This is a genomic window from Flavobacterium granuli, assembly GCF_900129705.1.
In the GTDB taxonomy this organism is placed as follows: Bacteria; Bacteroidota; Bacteroidia; order Flavobacteriales; family Flavobacteriaceae; genus Flavobacterium; species Flavobacterium granuli.
In genome coordinates this window covers 258,082-285,018 of sequence record NZ_FQWO01000004.1, presented here as the reverse complement: position 1 = coordinate 285,018, position 26,937 = coordinate 258,082, and the positions used below count along the sequence as shown (strand labels likewise).

At 35.8% G+C, this 26,937-nt stretch carries 23 protein-coding genes and 2 tRNA genes; 11 read left to right on the top strand and 14 right to left on the bottom strand.

Annotation, left to right across the window (positions count from 1 at the left end; translation table 11 throughout):
- Positions 1–152: 152 nt before the first annotated feature.
- Both BUB25_RS08010 and BUB25_RS08005 read left to right on the top strand, forming a co-directional pair.
- Positions 153–1,667: a sulfatase family protein gene (locus BUB25_RS08010; RefSeq protein ID WP_072942717.1), complete on the top strand. Its 1,515-nt coding sequence runs from the start codon at positions 153–155 to the stop codon at positions 1,665–1,667.
- Positions 1,668–1,746: 79 nt separating this feature from the next.
- Entirely contained in the window at positions 1,747–2,862 is a 1,116-nt protein-coding gene (locus BUB25_RS08005) for a formylglycine-generating enzyme family protein (RefSeq protein WP_072942715.1), read from the top strand.
- Between the two features lie 204 nt (positions 2,863–3,066).
- On the opposite strand, the gene der is transcribed toward BUB25_RS08005, so the two are convergent.
- Positions 3,067–4,377, bottom strand: coding sequence for a ribosome biogenesis GTPase Der (gene der, locus BUB25_RS08000; RefSeq protein WP_072942713.1), 1,311 nt, complete (start codon positions 4,375–4,377; stop codon positions 3,067–3,069).
- A 107-nt stretch (positions 4,378–4,484) separates the two neighbouring features.
- Here der and BUB25_RS07995 point away from each other — a divergent pair, with 107 nt between their 5' ends.
- The gene (locus BUB25_RS07995; protein WP_072942711.1) at positions 4,485–4,988 is read left to right on the top strand and encodes a hypothetical protein; all 504 of its coding nucleotides are present in this window, start codon (positions 4,485–4,487) and stop codon (positions 4,986–4,988) included.
- A 170-nt stretch (positions 4,989–5,158) separates the two neighbouring features.
- Here the strand turns inward: BUB25_RS07995 and era are convergent, their stop codons facing one another.
- Positions 5,159–6,040: a GTPase Era gene (gene era, locus BUB25_RS07990; protein ID WP_072942708.1), complete on the bottom strand. Its 882-nt coding sequence runs from the start codon at positions 6,038–6,040 to the stop codon at positions 5,159–5,161.
- Positions 6,041–6,157: 117 nt separating this feature from the next.
- On the opposite strand from era, the gene BUB25_RS07985 reads away from it, so the two are divergent.
- From BUB25_RS07985 to BUB25_RS07975, 3 genes are all read left to right on the top strand, one after another.
- A tRNA-Met gene (locus BUB25_RS07985) sits at positions 6,158–6,230 on the top strand.
- 32 nt (positions 6,231–6,262) lie between these two features.
- Positions 6,263–6,335, top strand: a tRNA-Met gene (locus BUB25_RS07980).
- A 53-nt stretch (positions 6,336–6,388) separates the two neighbouring features.
- Positions 6,389–6,643 carry a GIY-YIG nuclease family protein gene (locus BUB25_RS07975; RefSeq protein WP_072942705.1) on the top strand — a complete coding sequence of 85 codons (255 nt, stop codon included), beginning with the start codon at positions 6,389–6,391 and terminating at the stop codon, positions 6,641–6,643.
- A gap of 238 nt (positions 6,644–6,881) precedes the next feature.
- Here BUB25_RS07975 and BUB25_RS07970 read toward each other — a convergent pair whose 3' ends face one another.
- On the bottom strand, positions 6,882–7,736 hold the full coding sequence (locus BUB25_RS07970; protein WP_072942703.1) for a leucine-rich repeat domain-containing protein: 855 nt from the start codon (positions 7,734–7,736) through the stop codon (positions 6,882–6,884).
- 178 nt (positions 7,737–7,914) lie between these two features.
- Here BUB25_RS07970 and BUB25_RS07965 point away from each other — a divergent pair, with 178 nt between their 5' ends.
- A complete protein-coding gene (locus tag BUB25_RS07965) occupies positions 7,915–8,397 on the top strand; it encodes a DUF1761 domain-containing protein (RefSeq protein ID WP_072942700.1) in 483 nt (160 codons plus the stop codon).
- An 81-nt stretch (positions 8,398–8,478) separates the two neighbouring features.
- Here the strand turns inward: BUB25_RS07965 and BUB25_RS07960 are convergent, their stop codons facing one another.
- From BUB25_RS07960 to BUB25_RS07950, 3 genes are all read right to left on the bottom strand, one after another.
- The gene (locus BUB25_RS07960) at positions 8,479–11,397 is read right to left on the bottom strand and encodes an FAD-binding and (Fe-S)-binding domain-containing protein (protein WP_072942697.1); all 2,919 of its coding nucleotides are present in this window, start codon (positions 11,395–11,397) and stop codon (positions 8,479–8,481) included.
- Positions 11,398–11,434: 37 nt separating this feature from the next.
- Positions 11,435–13,330 (bottom strand): phosphoglycerate dehydrogenase, encoded by a 1,896-nt coding sequence (gene serA / locus BUB25_RS07955; protein WP_072942695.1) that lies wholly within the window; start codon positions 13,328–13,330, stop codon positions 11,435–11,437.
- Positions 13,331–13,486: 156 nt separating this feature from the next.
- Positions 13,487–14,302 (bottom strand): DUF1338 domain-containing protein, encoded by an 816-nt coding sequence (locus tag BUB25_RS07950; protein WP_072942693.1) that lies wholly within the window; start codon positions 14,300–14,302, stop codon positions 13,487–13,489.
- A 278-nt stretch (positions 14,303–14,580) separates the two neighbouring features.
- Between BUB25_RS07950 and BUB25_RS07945 the strand changes: the two genes are divergently transcribed.
- Positions 14,581–15,054: an Lrp/AsnC family transcriptional regulator gene (locus BUB25_RS07945; protein ID WP_072942691.1), complete on the top strand. Its 474-nt coding sequence runs from the start codon at positions 14,581–14,583 to the stop codon at positions 15,052–15,054.
- Positions 15,055–15,059: 5 nt separating this feature from the next.
- Here BUB25_RS07945 and BUB25_RS07940 read toward each other — a convergent pair whose 3' ends face one another.
- Positions 15,060–15,341, bottom strand: a complete 282-nt coding sequence (locus BUB25_RS07940) for a 4a-hydroxytetrahydrobiopterin dehydratase (protein WP_072942689.1) — start codon at positions 15,339–15,341, stop codon at positions 15,060–15,062.
- Positions 15,342–15,433: 92 nt separating this feature from the next.
- Between BUB25_RS07940 and BUB25_RS07935 the strand changes: the two genes are divergently transcribed.
- Positions 15,434–16,582: an 8-amino-7-oxononanoate synthase gene (locus BUB25_RS07935; RefSeq protein ID WP_072942687.1), complete on the top strand. Its 1,149-nt coding sequence runs from the start codon at positions 15,434–15,436 to the stop codon at positions 16,580–16,582.
- A gap of 10 nt (positions 16,583–16,592) precedes the next feature.
- Here BUB25_RS07935 and BUB25_RS07930 read toward each other — a convergent pair whose 3' ends face one another.
- On the bottom strand, positions 16,593–17,462 hold the full coding sequence (locus BUB25_RS07930; RefSeq protein ID WP_072942685.1) for a diacylglycerol/lipid kinase family protein: 870 nt from the start codon (positions 17,460–17,462) through the stop codon (positions 16,593–16,595).
- A 66-nt stretch (positions 17,463–17,528) separates the two neighbouring features.
- Between BUB25_RS07930 and BUB25_RS07925 the strand changes: the two genes are divergently transcribed.
- Positions 17,529–18,494 (top strand): App1 family protein, encoded by a 966-nt coding sequence (locus BUB25_RS07925; RefSeq protein WP_072942682.1) that lies wholly within the window; start codon positions 17,529–17,531, stop codon positions 18,492–18,494.
- 59 nt (positions 18,495–18,553) lie between these two features.
- On the opposite strand, the gene abc-f is transcribed toward BUB25_RS07925, so the two are convergent.
- On the bottom strand, positions 18,554–20,461 hold the full coding sequence (gene abc-f, locus BUB25_RS07920) for a ribosomal protection-like ABC-F family protein (protein WP_072942679.1): 1,908 nt from the start codon (positions 20,459–20,461) through the stop codon (positions 18,554–18,556).
- 73 nt (positions 20,462–20,534) lie between these two features.
- Between abc-f and BUB25_RS07915 the strand changes: the two genes are divergently transcribed.
- Positions 20,535–20,915: a DUF983 domain-containing protein gene (locus BUB25_RS07915; protein WP_072942830.1), complete on the top strand. Its 381-nt coding sequence runs from the start codon at positions 20,535–20,537 to the stop codon at positions 20,913–20,915.
- 4 nt (positions 20,916–20,919) lie between these two features.
- Here BUB25_RS07915 and BUB25_RS07910 read toward each other — a convergent pair whose 3' ends face one another.
- The 5 genes from BUB25_RS07910 to porK form a co-directional block, all read right to left on the bottom strand.
- The gene (locus tag BUB25_RS07910) at positions 20,920–21,972 is read right to left on the bottom strand and encodes an NAD(P)/FAD-dependent oxidoreductase (protein ID WP_072942677.1); all 1,053 of its coding nucleotides are present in this window, start codon (positions 21,970–21,972) and stop codon (positions 20,920–20,922) included.
- A 100-nt stretch (positions 21,973–22,072) separates the two neighbouring features.
- Complete coding sequence (gene porN / locus BUB25_RS07905; protein ID WP_072942675.1) at positions 22,073–22,963, bottom strand: type IX secretion system ring subunit PorN/GldN; 891 nt, start codon at positions 22,961–22,963, stop codon at positions 22,073–22,075.
- Between the two features lie 49 nt (positions 22,964–23,012).
- On the bottom strand, positions 23,013–24,554 hold the full coding sequence (porM, locus tag BUB25_RS07900) for a type IX secretion system motor protein PorM/GldM (protein ID WP_072942673.1): 1,542 nt from the start codon (positions 24,552–24,554) through the stop codon (positions 23,013–23,015).
- Positions 24,555–24,602: 48 nt separating this feature from the next.
- Positions 24,603–25,253 carry a type IX secretion system motor protein PorL/GldL gene (gene porL / locus BUB25_RS07895; protein ID WP_072942671.1) on the bottom strand — a complete coding sequence of 217 codons (651 nt, stop codon included), beginning with the start codon at positions 25,251–25,253 and terminating at the stop codon, positions 24,603–24,605.
- 51 nt (positions 25,254–25,304) lie between these two features.
- The gene (porK, locus tag BUB25_RS07890; RefSeq protein ID WP_072942828.1) at positions 25,305–26,708 is read right to left on the bottom strand and encodes a T9SS ring complex lipoprotein PorK/GldK; all 1,404 of its coding nucleotides are present in this window, start codon (positions 26,706–26,708) and stop codon (positions 25,305–25,307) included.
- Positions 26,709–26,937 lie beyond the last annotated feature (229 nt).

The following is a 26,937-nucleotide window of genomic DNA, read 5'->3' as shown; positions in this document are numbered from 1 at the left end:
ACAATTCTATTTTTGAAATTAACCTTAATTTGGAATAAAAAAATTAAAAAATTTCTAAAATAACAACTGAAAAAACAAATTAAAATAAGCTTTTTCATCAAGTCCCTATTTTAGAACCGCGGTATTGTTACAACTTAAAGTATCCAAAAAAAATGAGAAAATTATACCTTTTATTTATTAGTTGCCTGACAAGCTGTTTGCTATTTGCCCAGCAAAAACCCAATGTCGTTTTCATTTATGTTGATGATCTGGGTTATGGTGACTTGAGTTGCTATGGAACAACCAAAATCAACACTCCCAATATTGATAAACTGGCTAAACAAGGAATACGATTTACCAATGCACACTCAACCTCAGCAACCTGTACTCCATCCCGCTATGCATTAATGACCGGCCTTTATCCATGGCGAAAAGCTGGAACAGGTGTTTTACCCGGAGATGCGGCTTTAATCATCCCAACTGATAAAACTACCTTGCCTTCCTTATTTCAAAAAGCGGGATATCAAACCGGAATAGTAGGAAAATGGCATTTGGGATTAGGTGATAAACGTGAAAAAGAATGGAACGGAGAATTAAAACCTGGGCCTAATGAAGTCGGTTTCGACTATTCTTTTATTTTCCCGGCTACTGCAGATCGAGTTCCTACTGTATTTGTCGAGAACCATCATGTTGTTGCCTTAGACGCCAATGATCTTATTCAAGTTGATTACAATAAAAAAATTGGGAATGATCCTACGGGAATAGAAAATCCTGAACTTTTAAAAATGCATTCTTCTCCTGATCATGGGCATAATAACACCATCGTAAACGGCATTGGCCGTATCGGTTACATGAGCGGCGGCAATAAAGCTAGATGGACTGATGAGGAAATGCCATTGACTTTTTTAGCGAAAGCTAAAGAATTTATTGACACCAATAAACAACGTCCCTTCTTTCTATATTATTCGTTAACCGAACCGCATGTACCACGAATGCCTTCGACAATGTTTAAAGGAAAAAGTAATTTGGGATATCGCGGCGACGCCATTTTACAAATGGATTGGGCGGTAGGCGAAATCATGAAACAACTGGAGAATTTGGGCTTAGCCAAAAACACCATGATCATTTTTAGCAGTGACAATGGTCCCGTACTCGATGACGGCTATCAGGATGAAGCCGTTTCAAAGCTAAACGGACACACTCCCGCAGGTATTTTACGCGGTGGAAAATACAGCACTTTTGAAGCAGGAACAAGAATTCCTCTGATCATCAGTTGGCCTGCAAAAACAAAAGTAGGCGTTACGAAAGCCGTGGTATCTCAAATTGATTTTCTGGCTTCGTTTTCAAACCTGCTCAAGATAAAGACAAATACCAGCGAAGCTACTGATAGTGAGAATATGCTCGATGCACTATTAGGCAAAACATCCAAAGGACGTACCGTCCTGATCGAGCAGGGAACCACATCTTTGGCAATCCTAAAAGACAATTGGAAATATATTGAACCCAACAATAGAGCTGCGATGAATGTACTTACCAACACCGAATTAGGCAATAATCCACAGCCACAATTGTATGATTTAAATAAAGATCTTGGCGAAAGAGAAAATCTTGCAAATCAGTACCCAAAGCTTGTAAATGAATTGGCAGAGTTGCTTCAAAAAATAAAAAATCAGAAAAATAAAGATTAATTATTTTTCTTAAAACGAAGAATAAACCAGTCATTAAAACTATTTTTAGCTTCAAAAACAGGATTAAATAAAATAAAAAATGAGATACCAAACGTTTACTCTGGGCTTGCTACTGCTTACAATGTATGCTTGCGGCAAAAAAGAGGAAAAAAAGGCCAAAATGACCAATACGGACACAATGAGTTGCGAATCCTCTCTGCCGTCCCGATTTTCGGCTACAAACAACACAAACTCAATCAGTGAATCAAAAACTGTTTCTTATGAAGGAATGGTACAGATTCCCTCTGGTGAATTCCTGATGGGCGCCTCGGATGATGAAGGAAGACAAGATGAATATCCGCAGCATCGGGTTAAAATCAACGCTTTTTGGATGGATGCCACCGAAGTGACTAATGCACAATTTGAAAAATTTGTCAAGGCAACCGGCTATGTCACCACAGCTGAAATAAAACCCGATTGGGAAGAAATAAAGAAGCAATTACCTCCTGGAACCCCAAAACCCGATGAAAGTCTATTAGTTGCAGCTTCACTCGTTTTTACGCCTACGGCAACAGCTGTCGATTTAAATGACGCTTCGCAATGGTGGAGATGGACCGAGGGGGCTAATTGGAAACATCCTCAAGGACCAAAAAGCGATATAAAGGGAAAGGAAAATTACCCTGTAGTCCATATTTCATGGGATGATGCCAATGCTTACTCAAAATGGGCCGGAAAAAGATTACCCACCGAAGCCGAATGGGAATACGCTTCCAGAGGCGGATTAATTGACAAAAAATATTTTTGGGGGAATGAAGATCCCGAAAAAGGAAAACCAAAAGCCAATATCTGGCAGGGAAAATTCCCTTACCTGAATATGGCTAAAGATAAATTTGCAGGTGCATCACCCGTAAAATCATTTGTTCCCAATAGATATGGTTTGTATGATATGGCAGGCAATGTTTGGGAATGGTGCAGCGATTGGTACACTCCCGACTATTATAAAGATCTGAGTCGCAGCATTGCTACTAATCCCAAAGGGCCTTCTAAAAGCTATGACCCTATGGAACCTACCGTACCAAAAAAAGTTGTACGAGGCGGCTCTTTCCTTTGTAACGCCTCCTATTGCAAGGGATATCGCGTAACGGCACGAATGAAATCTTCTCCTGATACCGGTTTAGGCCATACCGGCTTTAGATGTGTCGCTGACATTAAATAAAAAACGCATTCCTTTATGACACATTATCTACTAATTTACTTCTTAAGCATTAACATTCCCTCACTATCTCGAATGGGTATAGCTACCAAATCTGTTCCATTTGGATAATCTGTATACAACTAAATACAAAACAAGAAAAAACCCTTGTAAATCTAGTATTTACAAGGGTTAATATATATTTAGTATTCGTTTGTTTTTGGTATATTATTTTTCTCTGATATAAATATCGATAGGTACTCCGGAGAAATCCCAATTTTCTCTGATTTTATTTTCAAGATAACGTTTGTAAGGTTCCTTAACATATTGAGGCATATTGGCAAAAAACACAAACTGAGGCGTTGGTGTAGGCAATTGCATGCAATATTTAATTTTCACATACTTCCCTTTGGTTGCTGGCGGCGGATAGGCTTCAATCACTTTCAACATGAACTCATTGAATTTTGAAGTCGCAATGCGTTGTTGTCTGTTTTCATAAACTTTTACCGTAGCTTCCAATGCTTTCAATAAACGTTGTTTTGTTAACGCAGATACGAAAAGAATAGGCACATCCGTGAACGGCATTAATTCTTTTCGGATTTTTTCCTCATAATCGCGGGTCGTCATCGTTTCTTTTTCGACTAAATCCCATTTGTTCACCAAGATAACCACTCCTTTTCGGTTCTTTTCGGCCAACCAGAAAATACTCTGATCCTGACCTTCAAAACCACGTGTTGCATCAATTATCAAGATACAAATATCAGCATGTTCAATCGCACGCACGGAGCGCATTACCGAATAAAACTCTAAATCTTCCTTTACTTTCGCTTTACGACGGATTCCCGCAGTGTCCACCAAGTTAAATTCAAAACCAAAACGATCAAATTTCGTATCAATTGCATCACGGGTAGTTCCCGCGATATCCGTCACCATAAAACGCTCTTTACCAATCAATGCATTGATAAAACTAGACTTTCCTGCATTAGGACGACCCACCACAGCAAAACGAGGTAAAACAACCTCTTCTTGAACCGGTTCTGGCTTTACCGGAAAAGCATTAATTAAGGCATCCAGTAAATCTCCTGTTCCGCTTCCCGAAATACTGGCAAACGTAAAATAATCCCCTAAACCAAGGTTATAAAACTCAAGAGCGTCTTTTTCACGCATGGCATTATCTACCTTATTCACGGCCAGTAAAACCGGCTTGGTCACTTTACGCAACAAACGAGCAACAATATCATCCATTGGTGTAATGCCTTCTTCGACATCAACCACAAATATTATTACATCAGCTTCATCAATGGCTAATTCTACTTGTTTACGGATTTCCCCTTCAAAAACATCGTCAGATCCACGAACGTATCCACCCGTATCAATTACAGAAAATTCTTTTCCGTTCCACTCGCTTTTACCATAGTTTCTATCTCTGGTAACCCCAGAAACTGAATCTACAATAGCTTCTCTTCTTTGTATCAGCCTATTAAAAAGGGTTGATTTCCCTACATTAGGTCTTCCTACTATCGCAACAATATTGTTCATAATATAAATTCAAATATTTTGCAAAGGTAGTGTTTAAAACCCTGAATATCTATTTTTTTGGTATATTCGCTACAATATGTTTACTTAACCTCTTCATTTCTAAATTTATGAACACTAATAATGAGATCCGTTTGCGTTTGCGATTCTACAGAGATGTCAATCAGAACATCGATTCACTGCGTCAAAAATTCATACAATTCACAACCACAAAATCTCCGGATTTCATTTTAAAAATAAAAGAATATCATGTTTGGATCAACATCAAAGGTCCAAAAAAAGCCTATTGGTCACCCCATTTGCATCTCGAAATGGAATCCAAAGGCGAAAATCAAACTCACATCCGTGGATTATTTGGACCTGATCCTAATTTATGGACTTTTTTCATGTTCCTGCATTTTATGATAGCGGGAACATTCATCATTTTTTGCGGAATCGCCTATTCCCATTACGTTCTAAAAGAATCAACAACAGCTGATTTCGTTATAATGTCTCTCATGGTTTTCGCTTGGTTTCTGCTCTACGTCATCGCTAAACAAATTCGCAGCAACGGCGAAAAACAAATGAATGACATCGAAAAAGTATTTTTAGGAATTATTGAATCATCTTTATAAAACTTAACCGCAAAGTTCGCAAAGGAATCGCAAGGCACGCAAAGCTTTGCGAACTTAGCGTAATTCTTTGAGCTCTTTGTGGTTAAAAAAAAATCAGCATTAGAGAAAAACCCCAATACTGATTTTATATTTATTAGCTTTAAGTTCGAACTTACTCACTGAACACTTCTTTACTGGTTGTAACCAAATCGTTTCAGCATATTAGCATTACTTCTCCAGTTTTTATTTACTTTCACATACAACTCAATATGTATCTGTTTTCCAAAGAATTTCTCCAAGTCTACGCGAGATTCCATTCCTACTTTCTTTAGAGCAGCTCCTTTGTGACCAATAACGATCCCTTTTTGCGTATCTCTTTCAACCATGATCAAAGAACGAATCCTAATAATATCATCTGTTTCAACAAATTCCTCTGTAACAATTTCTACTGCATATGGAATTTCTTTGTTGTAATTCAACAAAATCTTTTCTCTAATGGTTTCATTCACAAAGAAACGTTCTGGTTTATCTGTCAAAGTATCCTTTGGATAATAGGCTGGAGACGCAGGCAACAATTCAATAATTCTTCCAAAAACTTCTGGTACATTAAAATTTTTCAAAGCCGATATGGGAAAAATCTCCGCATTAGGGACTTTAGCAGACCAAAAAGCAACTTGCTCTTCTAATTGCTCTTGATTTGAGTTATCGATTTTATTCAGCAATAACAAAACCGGAATTTTAGCATGAATGATTTTATTAAAAAAAGCTTCATCTTTCAAATCTTGCTCCCCTATTTCGACCATATAAATCAAAATATCAGCATCCTCAAAGGCAGACTTAACAAAATTCATCATAGATTCCTGCATCTCGTATGCCGGTTTTATGATTCCCGGAGTATCCGACAGGATCACCTGAAAATCATCGCCATTAACAATCCCAAGGATTCTATGACGTGTTGTTTGTGCTTTAGATGTAATTATAGACAATCTTTCCCCTACAAAGGCATTCATTAAGGTTGACTTACCTACGTTTGGATTTCCTATGATATTTACAAAACCTGCTTTATGTGACATTTCTATTATATTTATTTTGCAAAGGTAGTTATATCAAGTCAATAGATGAAATAAAACATTTTTTAAAATTTATGTTGCAAAATGCAGAAATTGGTTGTACCTTTGCACCCGAAACAACGCGGGATAGAGCAGTAGGCAGCTCGTCGGGCTCATAACCCGAAGGTCACAGGTTCGAGTCCTGTTCCCGCTACTAAGAATTTTATTGAAATTACAAACGCACATCGCGGGATAGAGCAGTAGGCAGCTCGTCGGGCTCATAACCCGAAGGTCACAGGTTCGAGTCCTGTTCCCGCTACTAGAAAAGCTTCAGAGAAATCTGGAGCTTTTTTTGCTTTAAAACACTTTATTATGGATGAATTTGTTGTTTACATTTTATATTCAGAAAAATTCAATAAGAATTACACCGGTTTCACTTCAAATTTGATTGAGCGATTCAAATCCCATAATCTTTTACAAACTAAAGGTTATACTCTCAAATTCAGACCATGGAAAGTGATTCATGTTGAATTTTTCAATTCAAAGTCCCAAGCAATGAAAAGAGAAAAATATTTAAAATCTGGAATTGGAAGAGAATTCATCCAAAACATAATTTCAACCCTATAATTCAAACGACTCATATCCGCCGCGGCGGACACAACTTCGAGTCCTGTTCCCGCTACTAGAAAAGCTTCAGAGAAATCTGGAGCTTTTTTTTATTACCTCTATTTTCGCCTCTAAACCCGCTACAACATAAAAACCCGTGAAGCGCAAACTACACGGGTTTTAAATGAACTAAATTTACCAAAACAAACTTATTAATTAGAGCAACTAAAAACTTAAATTTTAACTCTCAAAAAATATTCTAGTCCTCAGACACCAAAGGCCTTTGAACTTCAATCGCCACTTCCATCAAAACTGCCACTCCTTTATCATTAATCATTGTCAAATTCAGAGTATCCAAAACCGCTAGTTTTCTTGAAACCAAACCATTAAACTTATTATACGAAATATTCATCTCTTTTAAATTGTTTAATTTTTCCAAATCAAAAGGGACTTGGCCTTCAAAATTATTTTCGAATAAACTCAAGTTTTCTAACATTTTTAAGTTTCCCACATCCATACTTAATTTTCCACTTAACTTATTACTGTTTAAAAGCAAAACCTTTAATGTATTGATTTCATAAAGAGAATTTGGTATCTGACCTTCAATTTCATTATTAAAAAGCGCCAAAGTTTCCAATTGTTGCAAATCCCCTATTTGAGTAGGCAGCTGACCTGAAAGTCTATTCATGTACAACTCCAGTTTCTTCAAACTTTTTATTTCACACAATGAAGAAGGAATAGTACCTGAAAATTTATTAAAGGAAAGATCCAAAACTTTCAATTCCTTTAAATTCCCCAAAGCAGAAGGTATTTTTCCGGACAAAGCATTTTTGTGCAAATTCAATTCTTGCAGATTTACAAGATTCCCAATTTCACCAGGTAATTCACCCTCTAAATTATTATCGGCAAGATTTACAGAAATTATTTTATCATTACTTAATTTAACTCCATACCAAGTAGATACTGGGGCAGATAAATCCCATTTTGTTTTCCAGTTTTCCCCACGAGTAGTTTTATGCAATTTCAAAAGCACTTTTTTATCTGCAACCGAAATATCTGCCATCATTGAAATCGAGGCAAAAACCGTTAAAATAATAGTGAATAGATTTTTCATAACTAGGAATTTTATTTTGAATACTTAAAAGTACTTACAAAACAGCTTATCAACAAAAATACTCGACGAAATACATAATTCACGATTATAAATAGGTGATTTTCTTACAAAAAAAGATTGTTTGTTAACAAAAAGAATAATTTCTTACATTTGATTCACTAACCTTAATACCAAATTCATGGAAATCAATTTTTTAGCACTTTTAGTTGCTGCGGTATCAACATTATTAGTAGGTTTTGTATGGTACCACCCAAAAGTATTTGGAACAATCTGGATGAAAGAAGCAGCTATGACCGAAGAAAAAATGAAAGGAAGCAACATGGCTTTGATTTTTGGAATGGCCGTATTCTATGCTTTTTTAATCGCAATGGTTCTTCAATTTCTAGTTATTCATCAATGGGGTGCAGTCAGCATGACAGGAGGTGAAATAGCAACCGCAAAACCTTCTTACACTGCTTTTATGGCTGATTACGGTACGACTTTCCGTACTTTTAAACACGGAATGCTTCATGGATTTATCACAGGGTTATTTCTGGCACTTCCCATAATAGGAACCAACGCTCTTTTTGAAAAAAGAAGCTGGAAATACACTTTAGTAAGTGGTGGCTTTTGGATCGTTTGTTTTATGCTAATGGGCGGCATCATATGTGCTTGGAGCTAAAAAGAAAACCTCGTCTCTGGGAATCAAGAGACGAGGTTTTATATATTAATTCGCAGTAATTACATTTTTAAAACATCCGCATTATTTCAATGCTTTGTATAAAATTTCAACAGGATGCAACGCCTTCACTCCTGTCCCATCTGCAATCTGATGGCGACAACTGGTTCCGGATGCAGATATTAAAGTAGTAGTTTCTTCGGCTCTAATAGCCGGAAACAAAACAAGTTCCCCAATATTCATTGAAATTTCATAATGTTCTTTTTCATACCCAAAAGAACCTGCCATTCCACAGCATCCACTTGGAATATTCAAAACAGTATAATTTACAGGCAATGAAAGTATTTTTTTCAAAGGAACCAAAGAGGATAAAGCCTTTTGAAAACAATGACCATGCATACGGATACGCTCAACCGAGTCTGTAAACAAACTTGCGGTTATATTACCGGCTTCGATTTCATTTGCCAAAAATTCTTCTATTAAAAAAGTTCGTTTGGCAATTTCCTTAGCCTTCGCTTTCAATTCTCCACGACACAACTCCGGATATTCGTCTCTAAAAGTAAGAATAGCCGAAGGTTCAATTCCGATTAAAAATCCATCAGCTGGAATATTTTTAGCAAAATCAATACTATTCTGCTCAGCTATGTCCCGAGCCTGTTTCACCATTCCCTTCGACAAATAAGTACGTCCGCTAATTCCTATCGCCGGCACAATTACTTTGTAACCCAATTTATTTAATAATTTAACCGCTGTCTGACCAATAGCGACATCATAATAATTCAGGAATTCATCATTGTACAAATACACCTCAGGCTTATCAAAAGTTCCTTGCTGCGAATAGCTTTTAAACCATTTGGCAAAAGTGATTTTATGCATAGTTGGCAGTTTTCGTTCCGTCGCAAAACCCGTCATTTTCTTCACCACAGTTCCTAAAAATCCTTTGGTCGAAAGATTGTAGACTCCCGGAATACTAGCGAAAAATTTATTTATGAGCGGTGTATTCCCTATTAATCTGGAACGAAATTTCACTCCGTTTTTATCATGATATTGCTGTAAAGTTTCGGCTTTCAATTTGGCCATATCCACATTAGAAGGACATTCGGATTTACATCCTTTACAACTCAAACATAAATCCAACACTTCCAACAAAGCTTCACTGTCAAATTTATTTTGCTTTGTCGAATTCGTGATCGTTTCACGCAATATGTTGGCTCGTGCACGTGTAGTGTGCTTTTCATTGCGGGTTGCCATATAACTCGGACACATGGTTCCTCCGCTTTTTTCTGTTTTCCGGCAATCTCCTGATCCGTTACACATTTCGGCAGCGCGAAGGATTCCATTCGTTTCAGAGAAATCAAAATAAGTATCCGGCATTGGCGTGTCCTGTCCTGCAGTATATCGCAAGGAGCTGTCCATTGGAGGTGTATCCACTATTTTTCCCGGATTGAAAACGTTCCAAGGATCCCAAGTATGTTTTACATCTTTAAAAAGTTGGTATATTTCCTCCCCCAACATCAATGAAATAAACTCTCCTCTTAATCTTCCGTCTCCGTGTTCGCCGCTTAATGAGCCTTTGTATTTTTTTACCAAATGGGCAATATCAGTCGCAATTGTTCTAAAAAGAGCGGTTCCTTCCTTGGTTTTTAAATCAATAATGGGACGCAAATGCAATTCGCCAGTTGCGGCGTGAGCATAATGCACGCAATTTAAACCGCGCTCTTTTAATATTGCATTAAAATCCTCGATAAAATCAGGCAAATCATTTACATCAACGGCAGTATCTTCAATAACCGCCACCGCTTTGGCATCGCCCGGAATATTGGACAATAACCCTAAACCTGCTTTTCTAAGCGTCCAAACCTTATTGGTATCTTCTCCAAAAACTATTGGAAAATGGTACCCAAGATTTTTGGCCCGCATTTGGGCTTCCATTTTTTCGGCTATTTCCAGAATTTCTTCTTTGGAATCTCGTAAAAATTCGACAACCAAAATTGCTTTTGGATCACCCTGAACAAAGAATCTGTTTTTACTTTGCTCGATATTTTCTTTGGTACAATCTAATATATAATGATCTATTAACTCCACGCTGTCCGGATTGAACTGCAAAGCTTCCAAATTTGCTTTCAACGATTCGTTGATGCTGTCACAATGCACGCACACTAAACCAGAAAACGGCTTTAGCGCATCTACCAGATTCAATTTAATTTCAGTGGAGAAAAACAAGGTTCCCTCCGATCCGGCGATTAACTTACAAAAATTGAATTCACCTTCAAAATCACCAAAAGGCTTACTATCCGCCAATAAGTCCAGAGCATAACCCGTGTTGCGACGCGGTATTGATTTCTTTGGATAATTTTCATCAAATAAATCCCTGTTCGCTTGATTTGACAAAATATTTTTGGCCTGAAGGTAAATATTCTGCTCTAATTCGCTCACCACATTTATTCCATTACATTTGGCTTCAAATTCCTCATTGGTTATGGCGCCAAAAGTGACCTCGTTGCCATCTGCTAAAAAACCTTTTATTTCCAACAAATGTTCTCTGGTAGAACCATAAATCACCGATCGGGCGCCACAGGCATTATTCCCTACCATTCCGCCAATCATACAACGGTTAGAGGTGGAAGTTTCCGGTCCAAAAAACAGCTGATACGGTTTTAGATACAAATTTAATTCATCGCGAATCACCCCGGGTTGCACCCAAGCTGTTTTAGTCGTTTTGTCAACCGAAAGTATTTGGGTAAACTGTTGCGAAATATCTACTATAATTCCGTTCCCTACAACTTGCCCGGCAAGTGATGTTCCCGCAGCTCTTGGAATAACGCTCGTTTTATTTTCTCTGGCAAATTGAATTATCTTCTGAATATCCTGTTTAGTCGAAGGTATCGCCACGGCAAGCGGCATCTCTCGATAAGCGCTTGCATCGGTGGCATAAAGCGTACGCATAGTTTCATCAAAAAACAATTTTCCTTCTAATTGATCCGCTAAACTCTGAAGATTCATTATGGTCTTTTTTTTTATTAGTTACTCCTTTTCTCGATTAATACAATATTCTGTATTTAATGGTATTAGGAATTTCTTTTAATTTCTTTTCTAATTCCGGATTGTAAATATTATCGATATCGGTAATCACATAACCCATTTGTTCGTTTGTTTTTAGGTATTGCCCTAAAATATTGCTGTTCGAATCCGTAAGTATCGTATTTATCTGTGCCAAAATACCTTTTACATTTTCGTGAATATGCATGATACGATGCGCACTTTCAAATTCCGGCAACTGGATTTCAGGAAGATTAACACTTCCGTAAGTAGTTCCCGTATTAATATAATTGATGATTTTTTGAGAAACAAAATGCGCAATATCCACCTGAGCTTCTTCGGTGCTTCCTCCAATGTGTGGCGTCAAAATCACATTGGGCATCCCACATAATTCAGAAATAAAAGGTTCATCATTGCTTTTTGGTTCTTCAGGAAAAACATCGACAGCAGCACCTTTTATCTTACCATTTTTTAAATTAGCCAGAAGCGCACTGATATCTACCACATGACCTCTCGACAGGTTCAAAAAGATCACTCCTTGTTTCATGTTTTCGAAAGCCTGAGCATCAATTAGATTTAGATTGCTTTTTCTTCCGTCGACATGCAAGCTAACCACATCAGATACTGAAAGCAATTCTTTTAAAGACGAACATTTCTTTGCATTTCCTAAAGCTAGTTTATCTACAACATCATAAAAATACACCTTCATCCCTAAGGCTTCGGCAATGATTGAAAGTTGTGAGCCAATGCTTCCGTATCCTACAATTCCTAGCTTTTTTCCTCTAAGTTCCACACTGTTGTTGGCTGATTTGTCCCAAATCCCTTTGTGCATTTTATTGCTTTTTTCAAAAGTATCGCGAACCAACATAATCATCTCACCCAAAGCCAACTCTACCACAGAACGCGTATTACTGTAAGGCGCGTTAAAAACCGCTATTCCTCTGTCGCTACATTCTGGCAAGTTCACCTGATTTGTTCCTATACAAAAAGTACCAATAGCATGAAGCTTTGTCGCCTGATCCAGCACTTTCTTAGAGATTTGTGTTTTTGAACGAATCCCCAATATAGAAACATCTTTTATTTTTTCACACAATTCTTCTTCTGACAGCGATCCTTTTATAGTCTCTACATTGTAGCCTTCTTTGGCAAAAGCCTCAACTGCATCTGAATGTACGTTTTCCAGTAACAATACATTGATTCTGTTTTTAGGATAGGAAACAGAGGCTTTATATGACAAATCATATAAAATTTCATCTAATGAAGGCGCAATGCGATCCGCATTATCAATCACAATTTGTCGGCTCACGTTTTCGGTAAAAGCATAAAATTTAGAAACCGCTCCCCCTTGCAAAGTTTCATAATCCGTATAACCATCGCCTATCATGAAAACATCACCCTCTAATTTAAGAGACTTAATCTTCAAAACTTTACCTTGATTTTCGCACAGCTCATCTTTCTCGTCAAAACCAATAATATTTCCTTCATGGTCAAATTTAAAAGTATTGGCCAAAACCTGTTCCGGTTTGATGCCATATTCCTGAACAATAGGAATAATAATCTCTTTAAATCCGTTTGAAATGATATATATATTCTGGGCATGCATTTTAAAAAAAGCTCGATTTCGAACCACTGATGAGGACACTTTATTTTTTAAGGTCTCGATCAAAGCTCCTAAATGATCTCTATTGGCTTGCAATAATCCAATTCGTTCTGTTAGCGATTCTTTTAGAGACAATTTCCCTTCCATCCCTAAATCCGTAAGTCTCTGGATTTCGGCTAAAACCTGCTTGCCGGTACTATTGTTCGCATAAATGATTTCACATAAAACATCAAGCGCTTCCACCTGAATAAAAGTACTGTCAAAATCAAAAATAAAAGTTTCTTGTTTCTTAATCATTGTCTGTGTGTTGCTGTAGTTTTTAATTAATTCTAAAGGGGTGAAACCTGAATTTATCTTATTTCACAATGCAAAGAAAACCAATGTATATCAAAAAAGCCCTCTTAATTTAACAAGAGAGCTTAATTTTATTAATTTAACAAAGAAACCCCCTAATTAATTCATTCTTTGCAACTTTACATCGGTACTTTCGAATATTTTATCTGCAGAGGCAGCAATGAATCCTTGATATAATTCCCCGTTAAGCATTGGGTAACGAAGTGCAAACTCATAATAGCAGGAAGGAATATATTTTACGCCTTCGTCAAAAGTAACTGCATACAAATCAGCCAAAGTACTTGATTGTTCCAACAATTGCTCCGGAGTTCCCTTTATCTCACCACCTGAAGCATTCATTTTCCAATTATTGTCTTTCAAATACGCATTTAACTCCTCTAAATTCTCGAAGTCTGTCAACGCATTCACATTGATGGTAAAATGATTGGCTCTAAAACCGTACACATACATCCAGGCAGCATATTCAGATTCTTCCAGCAAAGAAACATAGGTATCATACGAATTTGCATTCCAAACCGCACCGCTTAAAACCAAATCCTCTTTTTCAAAAACGCTTTGATCACAGCCGTCCAAAAGAGTTTTAACTGAGTTTTGCAAGTCTTCGGAACATTTTTCCAATTCTAATTCTGATATAAAAATTCTTGGCGCGTTTGCATCAGTTGCGTGTTCATAATGTTTGGCAAACAATTTTTTGGATTCAAAAAAATATTCCCCTTTGGCAACATAGCCCGCTTTTACAAAAGGTTTTTCCAAAACAGAAATATTCACGCGCGCATCATTATAAGTTCTGATGGCAATATGGTCATTTTTAATCGTTTCGCCATTTTGCTCCAGCAAGGCGTGTATTTTTTGGGCAGAAGGAGTGATGCTTTTATATTGCTCCCATAATCTTGACAGTAAAAGATCTTTATTCATAACGCTAATATTGATTAGTAAATATGACACAAATCTAGCTTGTATGTAGTTATATTTACACTATATAGGTTTTATTTTAAATTTTATGACATTTTAATACTCTATATGTGTAAATTTGACATTAAATCCGCATCCGTTTCAATGGTTTATAATCAAAATTATTTTTAATGCTATTCAAGGACGCTATTAATGCTATGAAAATATCCTTTTAATCTTACTAATTCAACCCAATTAAACGACAACTAGCACCTTATTTTTACTTTTACCGAAAAAATATCATGAATAAAAAAATCTATAACGAGAATATTGATTTCATTAACCAACAAATCATCGCAATGCTAAGTACTGATGGACGCATGGCCTATTCTGAAATAGCAAAAGAGTTAAAAATTTCGAACTCATTAGTGCATCAACGAATTCGAAAATTACAGGAAGCAGGAATTATAAGTGGTTTTTCGGTTATGTTAAATGCTAAAGAAATAGGCTACGAAACAATTACTTATACGGGAGTTACAACCAAAGAAGCGCGTTTTGCCTACTCGATTGCCGAAAAGCTGAAAGAAATTCCAGAGGTTGTAGAATGTCATTTTGTTTCCGGAAAATATGCTTTGTTTCTGAAAATTGTATCCGCCAATAACGAGGAATTCAGAAAAGTTCTTTACGAAAAAATACACAATATTGAAGGCGTGGGCGGCACCGATTCCTTCATATCATTCGGATCTGCTTTTCAAAAAAACATCACTTTATTGTAACGCATTTATTCCTTTAGTTTTTCTATGGCTTTTGCCAAATCAAAATCCCGATCGGTAAGTCCGTTAGCATCATGGGTCGACAATCGGATATCAACCCTATTATAAACATTGAACAACTCAGGATGATGATTGTGCTTTTCGGCCAAAACGCCCACCTGAACAATAAATCCCAAGGCTTGATTAAAATTTTTGAAGACAAATTTTTTCTCAATCCCATTGTTATTAAATTTCCAATCCACTAAATCTTTCAATAATGGCTGTGCTGAATTTTCGCTATAAGTATCCATGTTTTTTTTATATAAATTTAGTTAAAATCTGCCTAACCGCTTTCTGATTTAACTTTATATATTAATTTAGACGAACATAAACATCCTGTCAATTGAGTTCCAATTTCTCCTTCAAAATATATTCTTCTGTACAAAATCTCCCTTCAAATTGGGATTCCTTAGCCAGCTCCAACATTTTCCTGTCAAAAGATTATTTGACAATACTTGAAATTTCTCCTCCTAAAAACATGAGCTGTCATTTTATTGGCTTATTTCGAGAAGATGAATTAGTAGGCATTGCGACATCTCAATTCATCAATTTAAGTGATATCACTTCTTTTGGCGAGCGCGATCATTGCTTAAAAACGAAAATTAGAAATTTTGTCTTTAAAAATTTCAGTTCTAAAGTTTTAATCCTAGGCAACAATATGCTAACGGGACAAAACGGTTATTACTTCAGCCCAAAACTGCCCATTAAGGAAGGATTGATTCTATTAAAAAATGCAGCCGATGAACTAAAGCATATTTTTATTAAAAAAGGGACCAATGTACATCTTACTATTTTTAAAGATTTCTTAAAATCAGACATAGAACATTTCAAAATTCCCGAGTACCAATTTTTTTTTCAGTTTTCTACCCAGCCCAATATGGTTTTCAAAATAAGGGATTCCTGGCTGCTTTTTGATGATTACATTGGCAGTAAAAGCAAAAAATACCGAGATCAGTACAAAAGAGCACGAAAAAAAGCTGACGGAATTTCGAAAAGGAAACTCTCGCTCGAAGAAATTACAATTCACAATAGACGGATATACGAACTATACATGAATGTGGCCAAAAACGCTCCGTTCAACACTTTTTATTTACCCGAGAATCATTTCGAAATTTTTAAAAAATCATTAAAAGACAAATTTCTTTTTTACGGTTATTTTATCGAAGAAAAACTAATCGGTTTCAACACTTTGATAAAAAACGGAAATGACTTTGACACCTATTTTCTGGGATATGACGATCAATTTCAACGAGAAAAAATGCTCTATTTGAACATGCTTTATGACATGATTGGCTACTCAATAAAAAAAAGACACAAACATATCATCTTTGCCAGAACTGCGCTGGAGATCAAAAGTTCTGTAGGCGCTCAACCGGTCGATATGTTTGGACTGATGAAACACAGCAATCCATTCGTCAATTTATTTGTTTCTAAAACGTTCAGCTATTTTGAACCGAAAATGGAATGGCAGGAACGCAATCCTTTTAAATAATTGACAACAATCAGGGAATCGCAATTTTTAGTTTATGTGATGAAATAAAGATATCAAGTTTGGTTACGGCGCCACAATATTCGCCGTCAATTTGAAAACTTACAGCAACATTGGTTTTAATCGTTGCTTTATCCGTCGAAATAATTTCAACATCCTGAGGATTTACGGGCATATTTCCTGTGATAATTTTACCAAAAAGCTTTAAATCCAAATTCTTCAGAATTATCAGTTCAAATTTTCCGTCGTTCATTACTCCCACTGGATTGATTACAACACCAGTACCATACTTTTGAGCATTGGCAATAACGATCATTCGCGCTTCACACTCCACGACTTGATTATTAGCTGTGATTGTTACCGAAAACATTTTTTCTGCATCAATTAAGGTATTAAAAGCCTGCAAGGCATATCCCCATTTTCCGCGCATCGCGCTTTTTTCATAGTTTTTGATAAGTTCCGCATTCAGTCCTAAATCACTTAGATGCAAACTTTTTTGGCCGTTAATAACTATCGAATCTATTTCTGCAAAATTATTTCCAAACGCAATCTTCAAATTTTCCTCTAGCGTTTTTACTAAATTCAACTCGACCGCTAATCCATTTGAAGATCCGGCGGGTAAAATTCCTAAAATCACATCTTGGTTTTCTATCGCATCAACAACCATCTTTAAGGTTCCATCGCCACCGGCGATAATAATTCTTTTGGGAGTAAATCGTTCATACAAGCCTCTTACTTTAGAAATATCATCTTGGCCAGATGTTTCATAAAGCACAAAATTAAGATTCTCTCCAGCAGCAAAAAGAGCAGTCTCTTTAATATATTCCGATTTATCGAGACCGCCCGAAACAGGATTCACAATCATTAATACATTATTTTTCAAGGCTTTATTTCTTTTATTCCTTAAAAATAATTAATTTTAAGAACACTTCGAAAGTTATTCCATAATATGAAGCCTATTTTAAAATTATATCGCGGTTATGCCAATGAGCAAGAACTAATTGTAATGGGCCATGTATTCAAACCTACTAAAAAAAAAGACTACGATTTTCTTTCTAAAAACTTTAGAAACGCTACTTCAACAATTAACATGTTCCGAATCAAAACCCAAGCTAACGCTGATGTTTACCTGAAACACAACAACCAACAAATTCATACCAAAACTCTTGTTGATGGCTATTTTAAGTTTTGTATTCCTTTAAATCAAGATAATTATGGCTGGGTTGATTATGAAGTAAGTATCGTTTTTCAAAACAAAACTATTACAACCAAAGAAAGCTATATTCGTCCCGAAGTAGGAAATTTAGGAATCATATCTGATATTGACGATACTTTTTTAGTCTCTTATACACTCAATCCTTTAAAAAAAATATACCATCTACTATTCAAAAATGTTGCTTCACGCCAAATTTTTGAAGATGTAGTTCCCCATTACCAAGCTTTGAGTTCAGCGGGAAGAAGTAATGAAGGAGAACAAAATGCTTTCTTTTACGTCTCCAGCAGCGAATGGAATTTGTACCGATTTATTGTGAAATTCACAGAAATCCATCAGTTGCCCAAAGCCGTTTTATTATTGAAAGACATCAAAACCAGCCTGACTAACTTTTTTTGGACCGGAAGAGGCGGTCACAATCACAAATTTGAAAAGATAAAACACATTTTGGAATTTTATCCGAATTTGAAATATGTATTAATTGGTGATGATTCGCAAGAAGATCCTTTTTTATATGAAGCGATCAGCAAAATATTCCCTTTGACCGTAAAAGCGATTTATATCCGGCAAACTGGTAAACGTAAAAAAGAAAAGGTACTACTAGCCTTAAACAATCTAGAAACCTTAAATGTAGCTGTTTGTTATTTTAAAAATAGCACCGAAGCCATAGCACATTCAAAATCCATTGGGCTTATTTCATAAAAAAAGAGTCCACATAGGAACTCTTTTTTATATTTCAATAAATACCGAAGTTAAAATAACTACAAATTATCAATTTCTTCCTGAACAATTTCCCAGTCTGAAAGTAGCTTATCTAATTCAGCTTTCTTTTTGTTGTAAGCCGTAAAAAACTTGGCATCTTCAATATGTTTATCATAATTAGAAGCGAGCATTTTATCGTCGTTTTGAATGTCTTTTTCCAATTGCTTGATCTGGCTTTCCACTTTACTCAAACGATTCTGTAATGCTTTTCCTTTCTTTTGCTCTTCATAAGAGGCTTTGTTACTTTCTTTAGGAGCTGCTGCTTTTACGGCATCTTTTTTCTCGACTTCACGCATGTTCTCAAGGTTGCGCTGTTCTAAGAAATAATTGATGTCCCCCAAATACTGTTTGATTTTTTGATCTTTGAATTCGTAAACGATATTCGACATCCCTTGCAGGAAATCCCTATCGTGAGAAACCAACAATAAGGTACCTCCAAATTTTTGAAGTGCTGCTTTCAACACATTCTTAGATTTAATATCCAAGTGATTGGTAGGCTCATCCATCAGTAAAACGTTGATGGGTTGCAACAACAATTTACAAAGCGCCAGACGGTTTCTTTCGCCTCCAGAAAGGACTTTTACCTTTTTTTCCACGTCATCGCCACGAAATAAAAACGACCCTAGCATGTCACGAACTTTAGATCGGTTGGTATCCATAGCTGCATCTTCCATGGTTTGAAGCAAGGTAATTTCACCATCGAGATATTCAGCCTGATTTTGGGCAAAATAACCCAACTGAACATTATGTCCTAATTTTATATTTCCTTGATATTCGAATTCGTTAACGATGGCTTTAATAAAAGTTGATTTCCCTTGACCGTTTTGTCCCACAAAAGCAATTTTACTTCCGCGTTCTACCAATAGATCGATGTCTTTCAGAATAACTTTATCTCCGTAGGCTTTGGTAACATTTTCTGCTTCAATCACTACTCTACCGGGCTCTTTTGATACCGGAAAAGAGATATTCATCACCGAATTATCGTCTTCGTCGACCTCAATTCGCTCTACTTTATCTAATTTTTTAATCAATGATTGCGCCATCGAAGCTTTGGAAGCCTTTGCACGGAATTTTTCGATTAATTTCTCAGTTTCCTCGATTTTTTTAGCTTGATTTTTCTGGGTTGCCAATTGTTTCTCACGAATTTCATGACGCAATTCTAAATATTGAGAATAAGGTTTATTGAAATCGTAGGCTTTTCCAAGTGAAATCTCAATAGTTCTGTTGGTCACATTATCCAAAAACATTTTATCGTGCGATACGATGACAACAACTCCCGGATAATTACGCAAGAAACTTTCTAACCAAATGATACTTTCGATATCCAAGTGATTCGTAGGCTCATCCAGCAACAAAACATCATTAGCCTGCAATAATAGCTTGGCTAATTCGATACGCATCCTCCATCCTCCAGAGAAAGTTTCGGTTTGATTATTAAAAACCTCTCTTTTGAAACCTAAACCAAGGAGAATTTTTTCAGTATCCCCTACATAGTTGTAACCGCCCAGTAATTCAAAACGATGAGTATAATCCGATAAATCTTCAATAATCTGGCTGTATTCCTCGCTTTCATAATCTGTACGTGTAACCAATAAATGATTAATTTCTTCCAGCTTTTTCTCAACAACCTTTATCTCCGTAAAAGCCTCATAGGCTTCTTCAAGTACCGTTCTTCCTTGTTCAAAATCAATATCCTGACGTAAAAAACCCATTCGAAGGTCTTTTTCCTGAGAAATAACTCCCGAATCAGGAGCAAAATCTCTGGCCAACATTTTAAGCATGGTTGATTTTCCGGCTCCGTTTTTTCCAACAAGACCCACACGGTCTCCAGCACCCAATCGAAAGGTCACTTCTTCAAATAAATAAGATCCTCCAAACGAAACCGATAAATTATGTATATTAAGCATGTATTGTTATTTTATTCCTTTTTGAATTTGTAAATTTACAACTCCAAAAATGGAAAAATTAAATTTTTTGCAAATGTTAAAAAAAGGATCCAAACTATATAGTATTTTAACAGGAACTTGTCCTAAATGTCAGAATGAGAGTATGTATTTGGATAAAAATCCATTTCATTTAATGAATACTTTAAAAATGCATGAAAATTGCAGCCACTGTGGTTTAAAATATCAAATTGAACCTTCTTTCTTTTATGGCGCCATGTACGTCAGTTATGGATTGAATGTAGCACTTGGCATAGCTGCTTTTATCATTTCCTATGTGATCTTAAATTCCTCCTTAAAAACGGCTTTCATTGCAATAATTGCCTCCCTAGTCATTCTATATCCCTATGTACTTCGTGGATCGCGAAACATTTATATCAATATGTTTGTTTCTTACGATCCAAACTTCAAGAAATAACTACTTATTTCTGATTTTTAGGTCTAAACCTTTTGATATCAATCACTGATTCTAAAGGCATTTTATTTTCAATATGATCAAACAGCGCTTTAGCCATAGCCGGCCCAAGCATAACTCCTCTTGTGCCTAAACCATTAAGAATATGTACAGAATTACTATCCTGATGTGTTCCTACTAATGGACGCCTGTCCTTGACCGTAGGGCGCACACCTGCAAAATGCTCCACAATTTCAAATTTACAATTTAAGATTTCGCTAATTCTCTCCATCAATTCTGCCTTCCCTTCCTCGGTAGGCAATTCTGTTTTATCTTTCCAGTTATAAGTGGCCCCCACTTTGAACAAGTCATTTCCTAACGGCAAAATAAAAACGCTGGTATTCACTATGACATCCAAAACTAATTCAGGTGCTCTAATAATAAAAAGTTCCCCTTTCGTCCCGTCCAAAGGCAAATGATTAAAATAAGGATTAGCATGTAAGCCAAATCCCTCAGCAAATATGATATGCTTAGCTTCTACATCTTTATATCGCACACAATCTTTCTCGACTTGTAAAAGTGTATAATCAAACGCTTCCGCCCGAAACCAATTATTTTCTATTAAATAGTCCCGATACTTAGTTAGTAGTAATGCTGTATCAACATAACCAGTATGCAACACTTCTCCATAAGAATAGGGCGAATCAATGCCAGCATATTTTTTCGAAACTAATTGTGGAGACAAGAATGGTGCTAAAAGCTCTTTATCCGAAGCAGAGAACCAATTGTTCTGTTCTTCTATTGAAAAAAATTTTCGCAAAATCGGCATTTTAAAATCGACTTTAGTTTGGATTTTTTTTTCTAAAACATCATAAAACTTTTTCATTAAAACCAATTGCTCTTGCGCCTTCCAAACCTCACTGAACCTTTTTAAAATAACAGGATTATACAAACCTCCTGCAATTTTGGACGAATTCTGCGAATTATTATCCAAAACCAAAATGGATTTATCATGACTTAAAGCCATCTCAGAAAAGGAAATCCCAGCAAGACCGGAACCTACTATTAAATAATCAATCATTTGAAATACTAACTTTAAAAAAACTGCTCAAAGATAAGCCTATTAAAACAAAAAAACTCTTACCATGACGGTAAGAGTTTTATCTATTAGAAAATGAAATCTAGTAATTCCACATATCTTGTTCAAAATTGCGTATTTTCTCTTTCACTCTTTCTGATTCCAGCAATTGATTTTGCGCATTATCTTTCATGTACTCATCTATAGCGCGATCTCCATAGACGTTTTCTTCTTTGTAAATTACACTATTAAAACGCCTCGAATTCAAAATTTGATCAAAAGAAATTGGCATAGCTGAATTTTTATTATTGAAAGCTTTTGCTTCATGCAAAACATCTCTTGCAGACGGGAAAAAGATCCAAAACAATTCAACATAGTCCTTTTCCTCTTCATTCATCGTATAAACATCTGGAGTTACTGGACAAATTCCAAGCAAACGATATTTCAATTCACTCTGTCTTTTGTCAAAATACCAATACCCTTTGATTTTATATTGCGTAACATCTTGAGCCGTTAGATCAGATCTCAAAATATACTCTGGAGACAATTTCATTCCGGCATTAATTTGCTCCTTACCAGCATCAGTAGTATCAATACGACTCAATGCTGCTTGAATATCTTTGAATGATTTTTTGGTATTAAAATAACTATCAGAATACACCTCACTAATTTCACCTCTTTTTATCGCTTTTGTCAAAACATCATACAAAGAGCGTCTATCAGGACCGATATTGGCTGTATCAACAGGAAAATACAAAGCGAAATTGATCTTCTCGTTCAAATCAATAATCTCCCATGTCATTTTCCCCATGAGAACATCTCTGTCATGTACATAGCCATAAGCTAATGGCTTATCATTATCTGAAATGAGTTGCGCTTCTGTTTTCAGTCCTATTTCCTCCGGAATTCTCGCATTAAGCAAATTCGATTGTGCAAAAGAGCTACAACTCCCGGCAATAGACACAATAGCTATTAAAATTTTTTTAACATTCATCTTGTTATGATTATAAGATATTGAAAATGTTTTTAAGACAAATTATTTATTATTGTATTTCAAAAATAACTGGAGCTGTTCTTGGCAATAAATAGCTACCTGCCCCAACTAGTTTTGTTTTAATCTCAGAAATACTCACTTGATCTCCTCTGCCAGCCTTAGAAATAATTGCTTTGCATTGTGCATTCAACCTATTTCCTTGAACAACCACAGTAGGTTGGCCACTAACTTTCAAATTGAAACCAACCACATCCAAGCCCACTTCGAAATCGAAATCTTCTAATTTAGCACCAATGGTAGCAATCTCTAAATTAGACTTAGGTCCTTTTACAATACCTGATTCTCCTCTAATTGTTCCTACAGGACCTGGAATCCCTTTGATTCTAAATACTTTCTTATCAGAAACTTTTGAACCATCATTAAGAACAGCAGTAACATTAATTACCACTTCATTTCCTGAGCCCGGGCTCATTTTATATTTTCCTCCGCCCGCTGAAGTAAGACCAGGAGCCGAAGCTGCCACTTTATCAGCCGAAACACCTGCGAAAGATATAGTCATAGGATTCACAACACCTCTATAAACCACATTCATTTTATCAGCGGATATTGTAGCTGAATTAGGTCTTGGTACTACAACATAATTCCCTTTAAACTTAAGAGGTATATTTTTACCATCTTCTAAGAAAGTAAATTGACCATTTATTGTTTGCTCACCCACATTTCCAGCAGTCATGGCTATAACAGCTTGGCCGTTTACAATTTTTCCAGGACCTGAAAAAGAAGTTGGTTTAGTATTCTCGTCATATCTTCCAAGCACCACTTTCCCGGTCACTTTTTCTCCTTGAAAATAAGCACTTTTATCAAGTACAACAATCGCCTGATAATTACTATATGATGCAGCTGCTACAGCCGCTTTTCCTAACAAAGTATTATAAACATCAGTTTCTACTTTTTTTACATCATTCTGCCAAGCAGAAAGTTTTGCCAAGGAAGCTACTGCAGGAAAGCCTTTAAAATGATAATCTAAATAGTCAATAGCAACGCCATCTTTATTTTTAACCTTATCCAAATTAAATTTGCTATTAACTTCAGAAAGGATTGGTGTTAATTTCTTATTACTCCCTAGTGCAGATTTCATATCTGACTTGTATTTTTCAATTGTAGCAACAACTTCTTTCCCTTTTGCCGAATAACCACCAGGTCCGAACCATAATTGATCTATATTATCCCCTTTATCCATTTCCTCATATGGTAATTTACCCGTTTCGGGATCAGCTTCTGTACCTACTAAAACTTCTGATTTTATGTTTCCAATATAATCATAAAAGTTTTTAGTGATGGCTTCCACTTTGTGAGCAGTAACCGCAGCCTCAGTAAATTCTCCTCCAGCTTCAGAAGCTTTAGCATCTAAACCAGCTAACATTTGCATATTAGATGATTGTGCCGAGGAGTTTGCTCCTTCAAATTTTTCATTCATTAAACCAAAAGCAGATAAAACTTCTTTGGACATATTTAAAGCTAACATTGCGATAAAAATCAAATACATCAGATTTATCATCTTCTGTCTAGGGGTTAATTTTCCTCCTGCCATATTTTCTAATAATTAATTAGTTGTTGTATTTTAATAGTTCGAAACTAATTATCCCTTATTACTCATTGCAGAAAGCATTCCACCATAAACATTGTTCAAAGAAGACAAATTTGTAGTCAATGACTGCATTTGCTCTTTTAATTTTAAATTATTTTCAGCAACTTCTTCATTAATTTGAGCATTTCTTGAAGCACTTTGCAATTGTACTTTATACAAGCTATTCAAAGACTCCATTTGTGCAGCTGCTAAAGTCAGCTCTTCACTGTATTTTTTTGTAGAAGCAATTGAGTCAACAGTTGGCGCAATTCCTTTTGCAGCTGATTCGAAATTTTTAATGCTATTTCCTAAACTTGACATTAATTCTCCATCAATTTTAGCGTCTTTCAACATAGCGTCTAATTTTTGAGACAATAAACCTTGAGCATCAGAAGGAGTTTCAACTTTTGCCTTTCTTGCTGTGGCCGGAGTACCATTAGCCAATTCAGGATAAACTAGAGTCCAGTCTAACTCTTCATCAACAGGTTCAAATGCAGAAAGTGCAAAAATAGCAGCTTCAACAACAAGTCCAATAGTCAACATTAAATTTCCCGTAATAAAACCGAATTCAATATGCGTTATTTTGAATAAAGCTCCGATGATTACAACTGCAGCACCCATTCCATAACAGAAATTCATTGCTTTTTTACCCAATATTGCCATAATTTTTAATTTTTAAAGTTTTTAGTAGATTAATTTAGTAGGTTTTAATTTTTATTTTCTTTTTCCAGTTCCGGTGGTTTGTAATCCCATATAGTCTTGAACGGTCCTGAATCCTATAAAACTTCTTGCAGAATCAGCATATTCAAAATCTCTAGTACTTACCTGTAAAAAGTAAGCTACATCTTTCCATGAACCACCACGAACTACTTTGCGTTTATTAGAAGCATCTAATACATTTGGATTCATTGATGAAACATATTCATAAGCATTTGGATCATAAGCTGAATCTGTCCATTCCGAAACGTTTCCTGCCATATTATACAAATTATAACCATTAGGCTCATATGATTTTGCCTCTACTGTATACAAAGCCTCATCGGCGGCATAATCTCCTCTATTAGGCTTAAAATTTGCCAAAAAGCAACCTCTATCATTTTTAGTGTAAGGTCCTCCCCAAGGATAGGTTGCAGATTGAAGTCCACCTCTTGCTGCATATTCCCATTCAGCTTCAGTAGGCAATCTAAAACTATTGATCAAATCGCGTCCTTTCTTTTTAGATTTTATGTAGCTGTTTTTATTTAGCGTCCTCCAAGCACAAAAAGCTTTGGCTTGAGTCCACTTAACCCCAACTACTGGATAATCCCCGTACGCTTTATGCCAAAAATAATCATTGTGCATTGGCTCATTATAAGAATAAGCAAAATCTTTAATCCAAACTGTAGTATCAGGATAAACCTTAATTTCTTCTGTTTTAATGAAATTTTTTCTATTACCTACTTTTGCTTTTGCTGCCCCTTGAATATCCATCCATGAATAACGGAATTTCAATTTATTTACATCAATAGTTCTCAAACCATTATAAGAAGCTTCTATAGGCAAATACATCGAATCCATAACCTCAACATAATATTCGTCTGGGTATAATTTAGGATCTTTAATCAACTTTACCTTTTTATTCAGCTTTCTTCCGGCATACTGATCATCATCCGTACCTACGCTATAGTAGTTATCGTACATATACTTATCATAAGCAGTCATTTTTTCTGGATCAGAATCATTGAAAGCAAAATCACCAATACTTCCTGCATTTTTACCTTTTCCTTTTGTGTCTCCTGCTTTGATACCTTGCTCGTCTGCCAAAATAGCTAATCGAACTCTCATTGTAGAATCTTTTACCCATTCTACAAATTGACGGTATTCACTATTGGTTATTTCAGTTTCATCCATATAGAACGACCTAACGGTAACTGTTTTTGTAGGAGCATCTTGAATATCAGCCAAATCACCATCGGATTTACCCATAATATAAGCACCTCCTGGTATCAAAGCCATTCCATAAGGTTTCTCTGGATGCCATTTTCCTCCCTTGACACCAACTAATTCGCCTTTATCACTTGACTTACCACAGCTAATTAATAGCATCACAATTGCTATAAATGCAATGAACTTCTTCATATAAATTCGGGTTATTATATTCATTATTTTTAAGTGTGTAAACCTATTTATTATTTATTAATAAAACAATATTTTTTTTCCTTAAAACATGTTCACGATTCAAAATTAAAGTTAATTAAATTATGAAAAAAATATTTTATCGACAAAAAAACCAAAAAAATCGATTAAATGTAATATCAAGATCTTTTTAAACATAATAAATAAAACTTAACTTACATAAAACAAGCGC

Excerpts from the sequence above, each read along its gene's own strand:
- BUB25_RS08010 (WP_072942717.1), top strand. The coding sequence starts at position 153 with ATGAGAAAATTATACCTTTTATTTATTAGTTGCCTGACAAGCTGTTTG.
- BUB25_RS08005 (WP_072942715.1), top strand. The coding sequence starts at position 1,747 with ATGAGATACCAAACGTTTACTCTGGGCTTGCTACTGCTTACAATGTAT.
- der (WP_072942713.1), bottom strand. The coding sequence starts at position 4,377 with ATGAACAATATTGTTGCGATAGTAGGAAGACCTAATGTAGGGAAATCA.
- BUB25_RS07995 (WP_072942711.1), top strand. The coding sequence starts at position 4,485 with ATGAACACTAATAATGAGATCCGTTTGCGTTTGCGATTCTACAGAGAT.
- era (WP_072942708.1), bottom strand. The coding sequence starts at position 6,040 with ATGTCACATAAAGCAGGTTTTGTAAATATCATAGGAAATCCAAACGTA.
- BUB25_RS07975 (WP_072942705.1), top strand. The coding sequence starts at position 6,389 with ATGGATGAATTTGTTGTTTACATTTTATATTCAGAAAAATTCAATAAG.
- BUB25_RS07970 (WP_072942703.1), bottom strand. The coding sequence starts at position 7,736 with ATGAAAAATCTATTCACTATTATTTTAACGGTTTTTGCCTCGATTTCA.
- BUB25_RS07965 (WP_072942700.1), top strand. The coding sequence starts at position 7,915 with ATGGAAATCAATTTTTTAGCACTTTTAGTTGCTGCGGTATCAACATTA.
- BUB25_RS07960 (WP_072942697.1), bottom strand. The coding sequence starts at position 11,397 with ATGAATCTTCAGAGTTTAGCGGATCAATTAGAAGGAAAATTGTTTTTT.
- serA (WP_072942695.1), bottom strand. The coding sequence starts at position 13,330 with ATGATTAAGAAACAAGAAACTTTTATTTTTGATTTTGACAGTACTTTT.
- BUB25_RS07950 (WP_072942693.1), bottom strand. The coding sequence starts at position 14,302 with ATGAATAAAGATCTTTTACTGTCAAGATTATGGGAGCAATATAAAAGC.
- BUB25_RS07945 (WP_072942691.1), top strand. The coding sequence starts at position 14,581 with ATGAATAAAAAAATCTATAACGAGAATATTGATTTCATTAACCAACAA.
- BUB25_RS07940 (WP_072942689.1), bottom strand. The coding sequence starts at position 15,341 with ATGGATACTTATAGCGAAAATTCAGCACAGCCATTATTGAAAGATTTA.
- BUB25_RS07925 (WP_072942682.1), top strand. The coding sequence starts at position 17,529 with ATGAAGCCTATTTTAAAATTATATCGCGGTTATGCCAATGAGCAAGAA.
- abc-f (WP_072942679.1), bottom strand. The coding sequence starts at position 20,461 with ATGCTTAATATACATAATTTATCGGTTTCGTTTGGAGGATCTTATTTA.
- BUB25_RS07915 (WP_072942830.1), top strand. The coding sequence starts at position 20,535 with ATGTTAAAAAAAGGATCCAAACTATATAGTATTTTAACAGGAACTTGT.
- BUB25_RS07910 (WP_072942677.1), bottom strand. The coding sequence starts at position 21,972 with ATGATTGATTATTTAATAGTAGGTTCCGGTCTTGCTGGGATTTCCTTT.
- porN (WP_072942675.1), bottom strand. The coding sequence starts at position 22,963 with ATGAATGTTAAAAAAATTTTAATAGCTATTGTGTCTATTGCCGGGAGT.
- porM (WP_072942673.1), bottom strand. The coding sequence starts at position 24,554 with ATGGCAGGAGGAAAATTAACCCCTAGACAGAAGATGATAAATCTGATG.
- porL (WP_072942671.1), bottom strand. The coding sequence starts at position 25,253 with ATGGCAATATTGGGTAAAAAAGCAATGAATTTCTGTTATGGAATGGGT.
- porK (WP_072942828.1), bottom strand. The coding sequence starts at position 26,708 with ATGAAGAAGTTCATTGCATTTATAGCAATTGTGATGCTATTAATTAGC.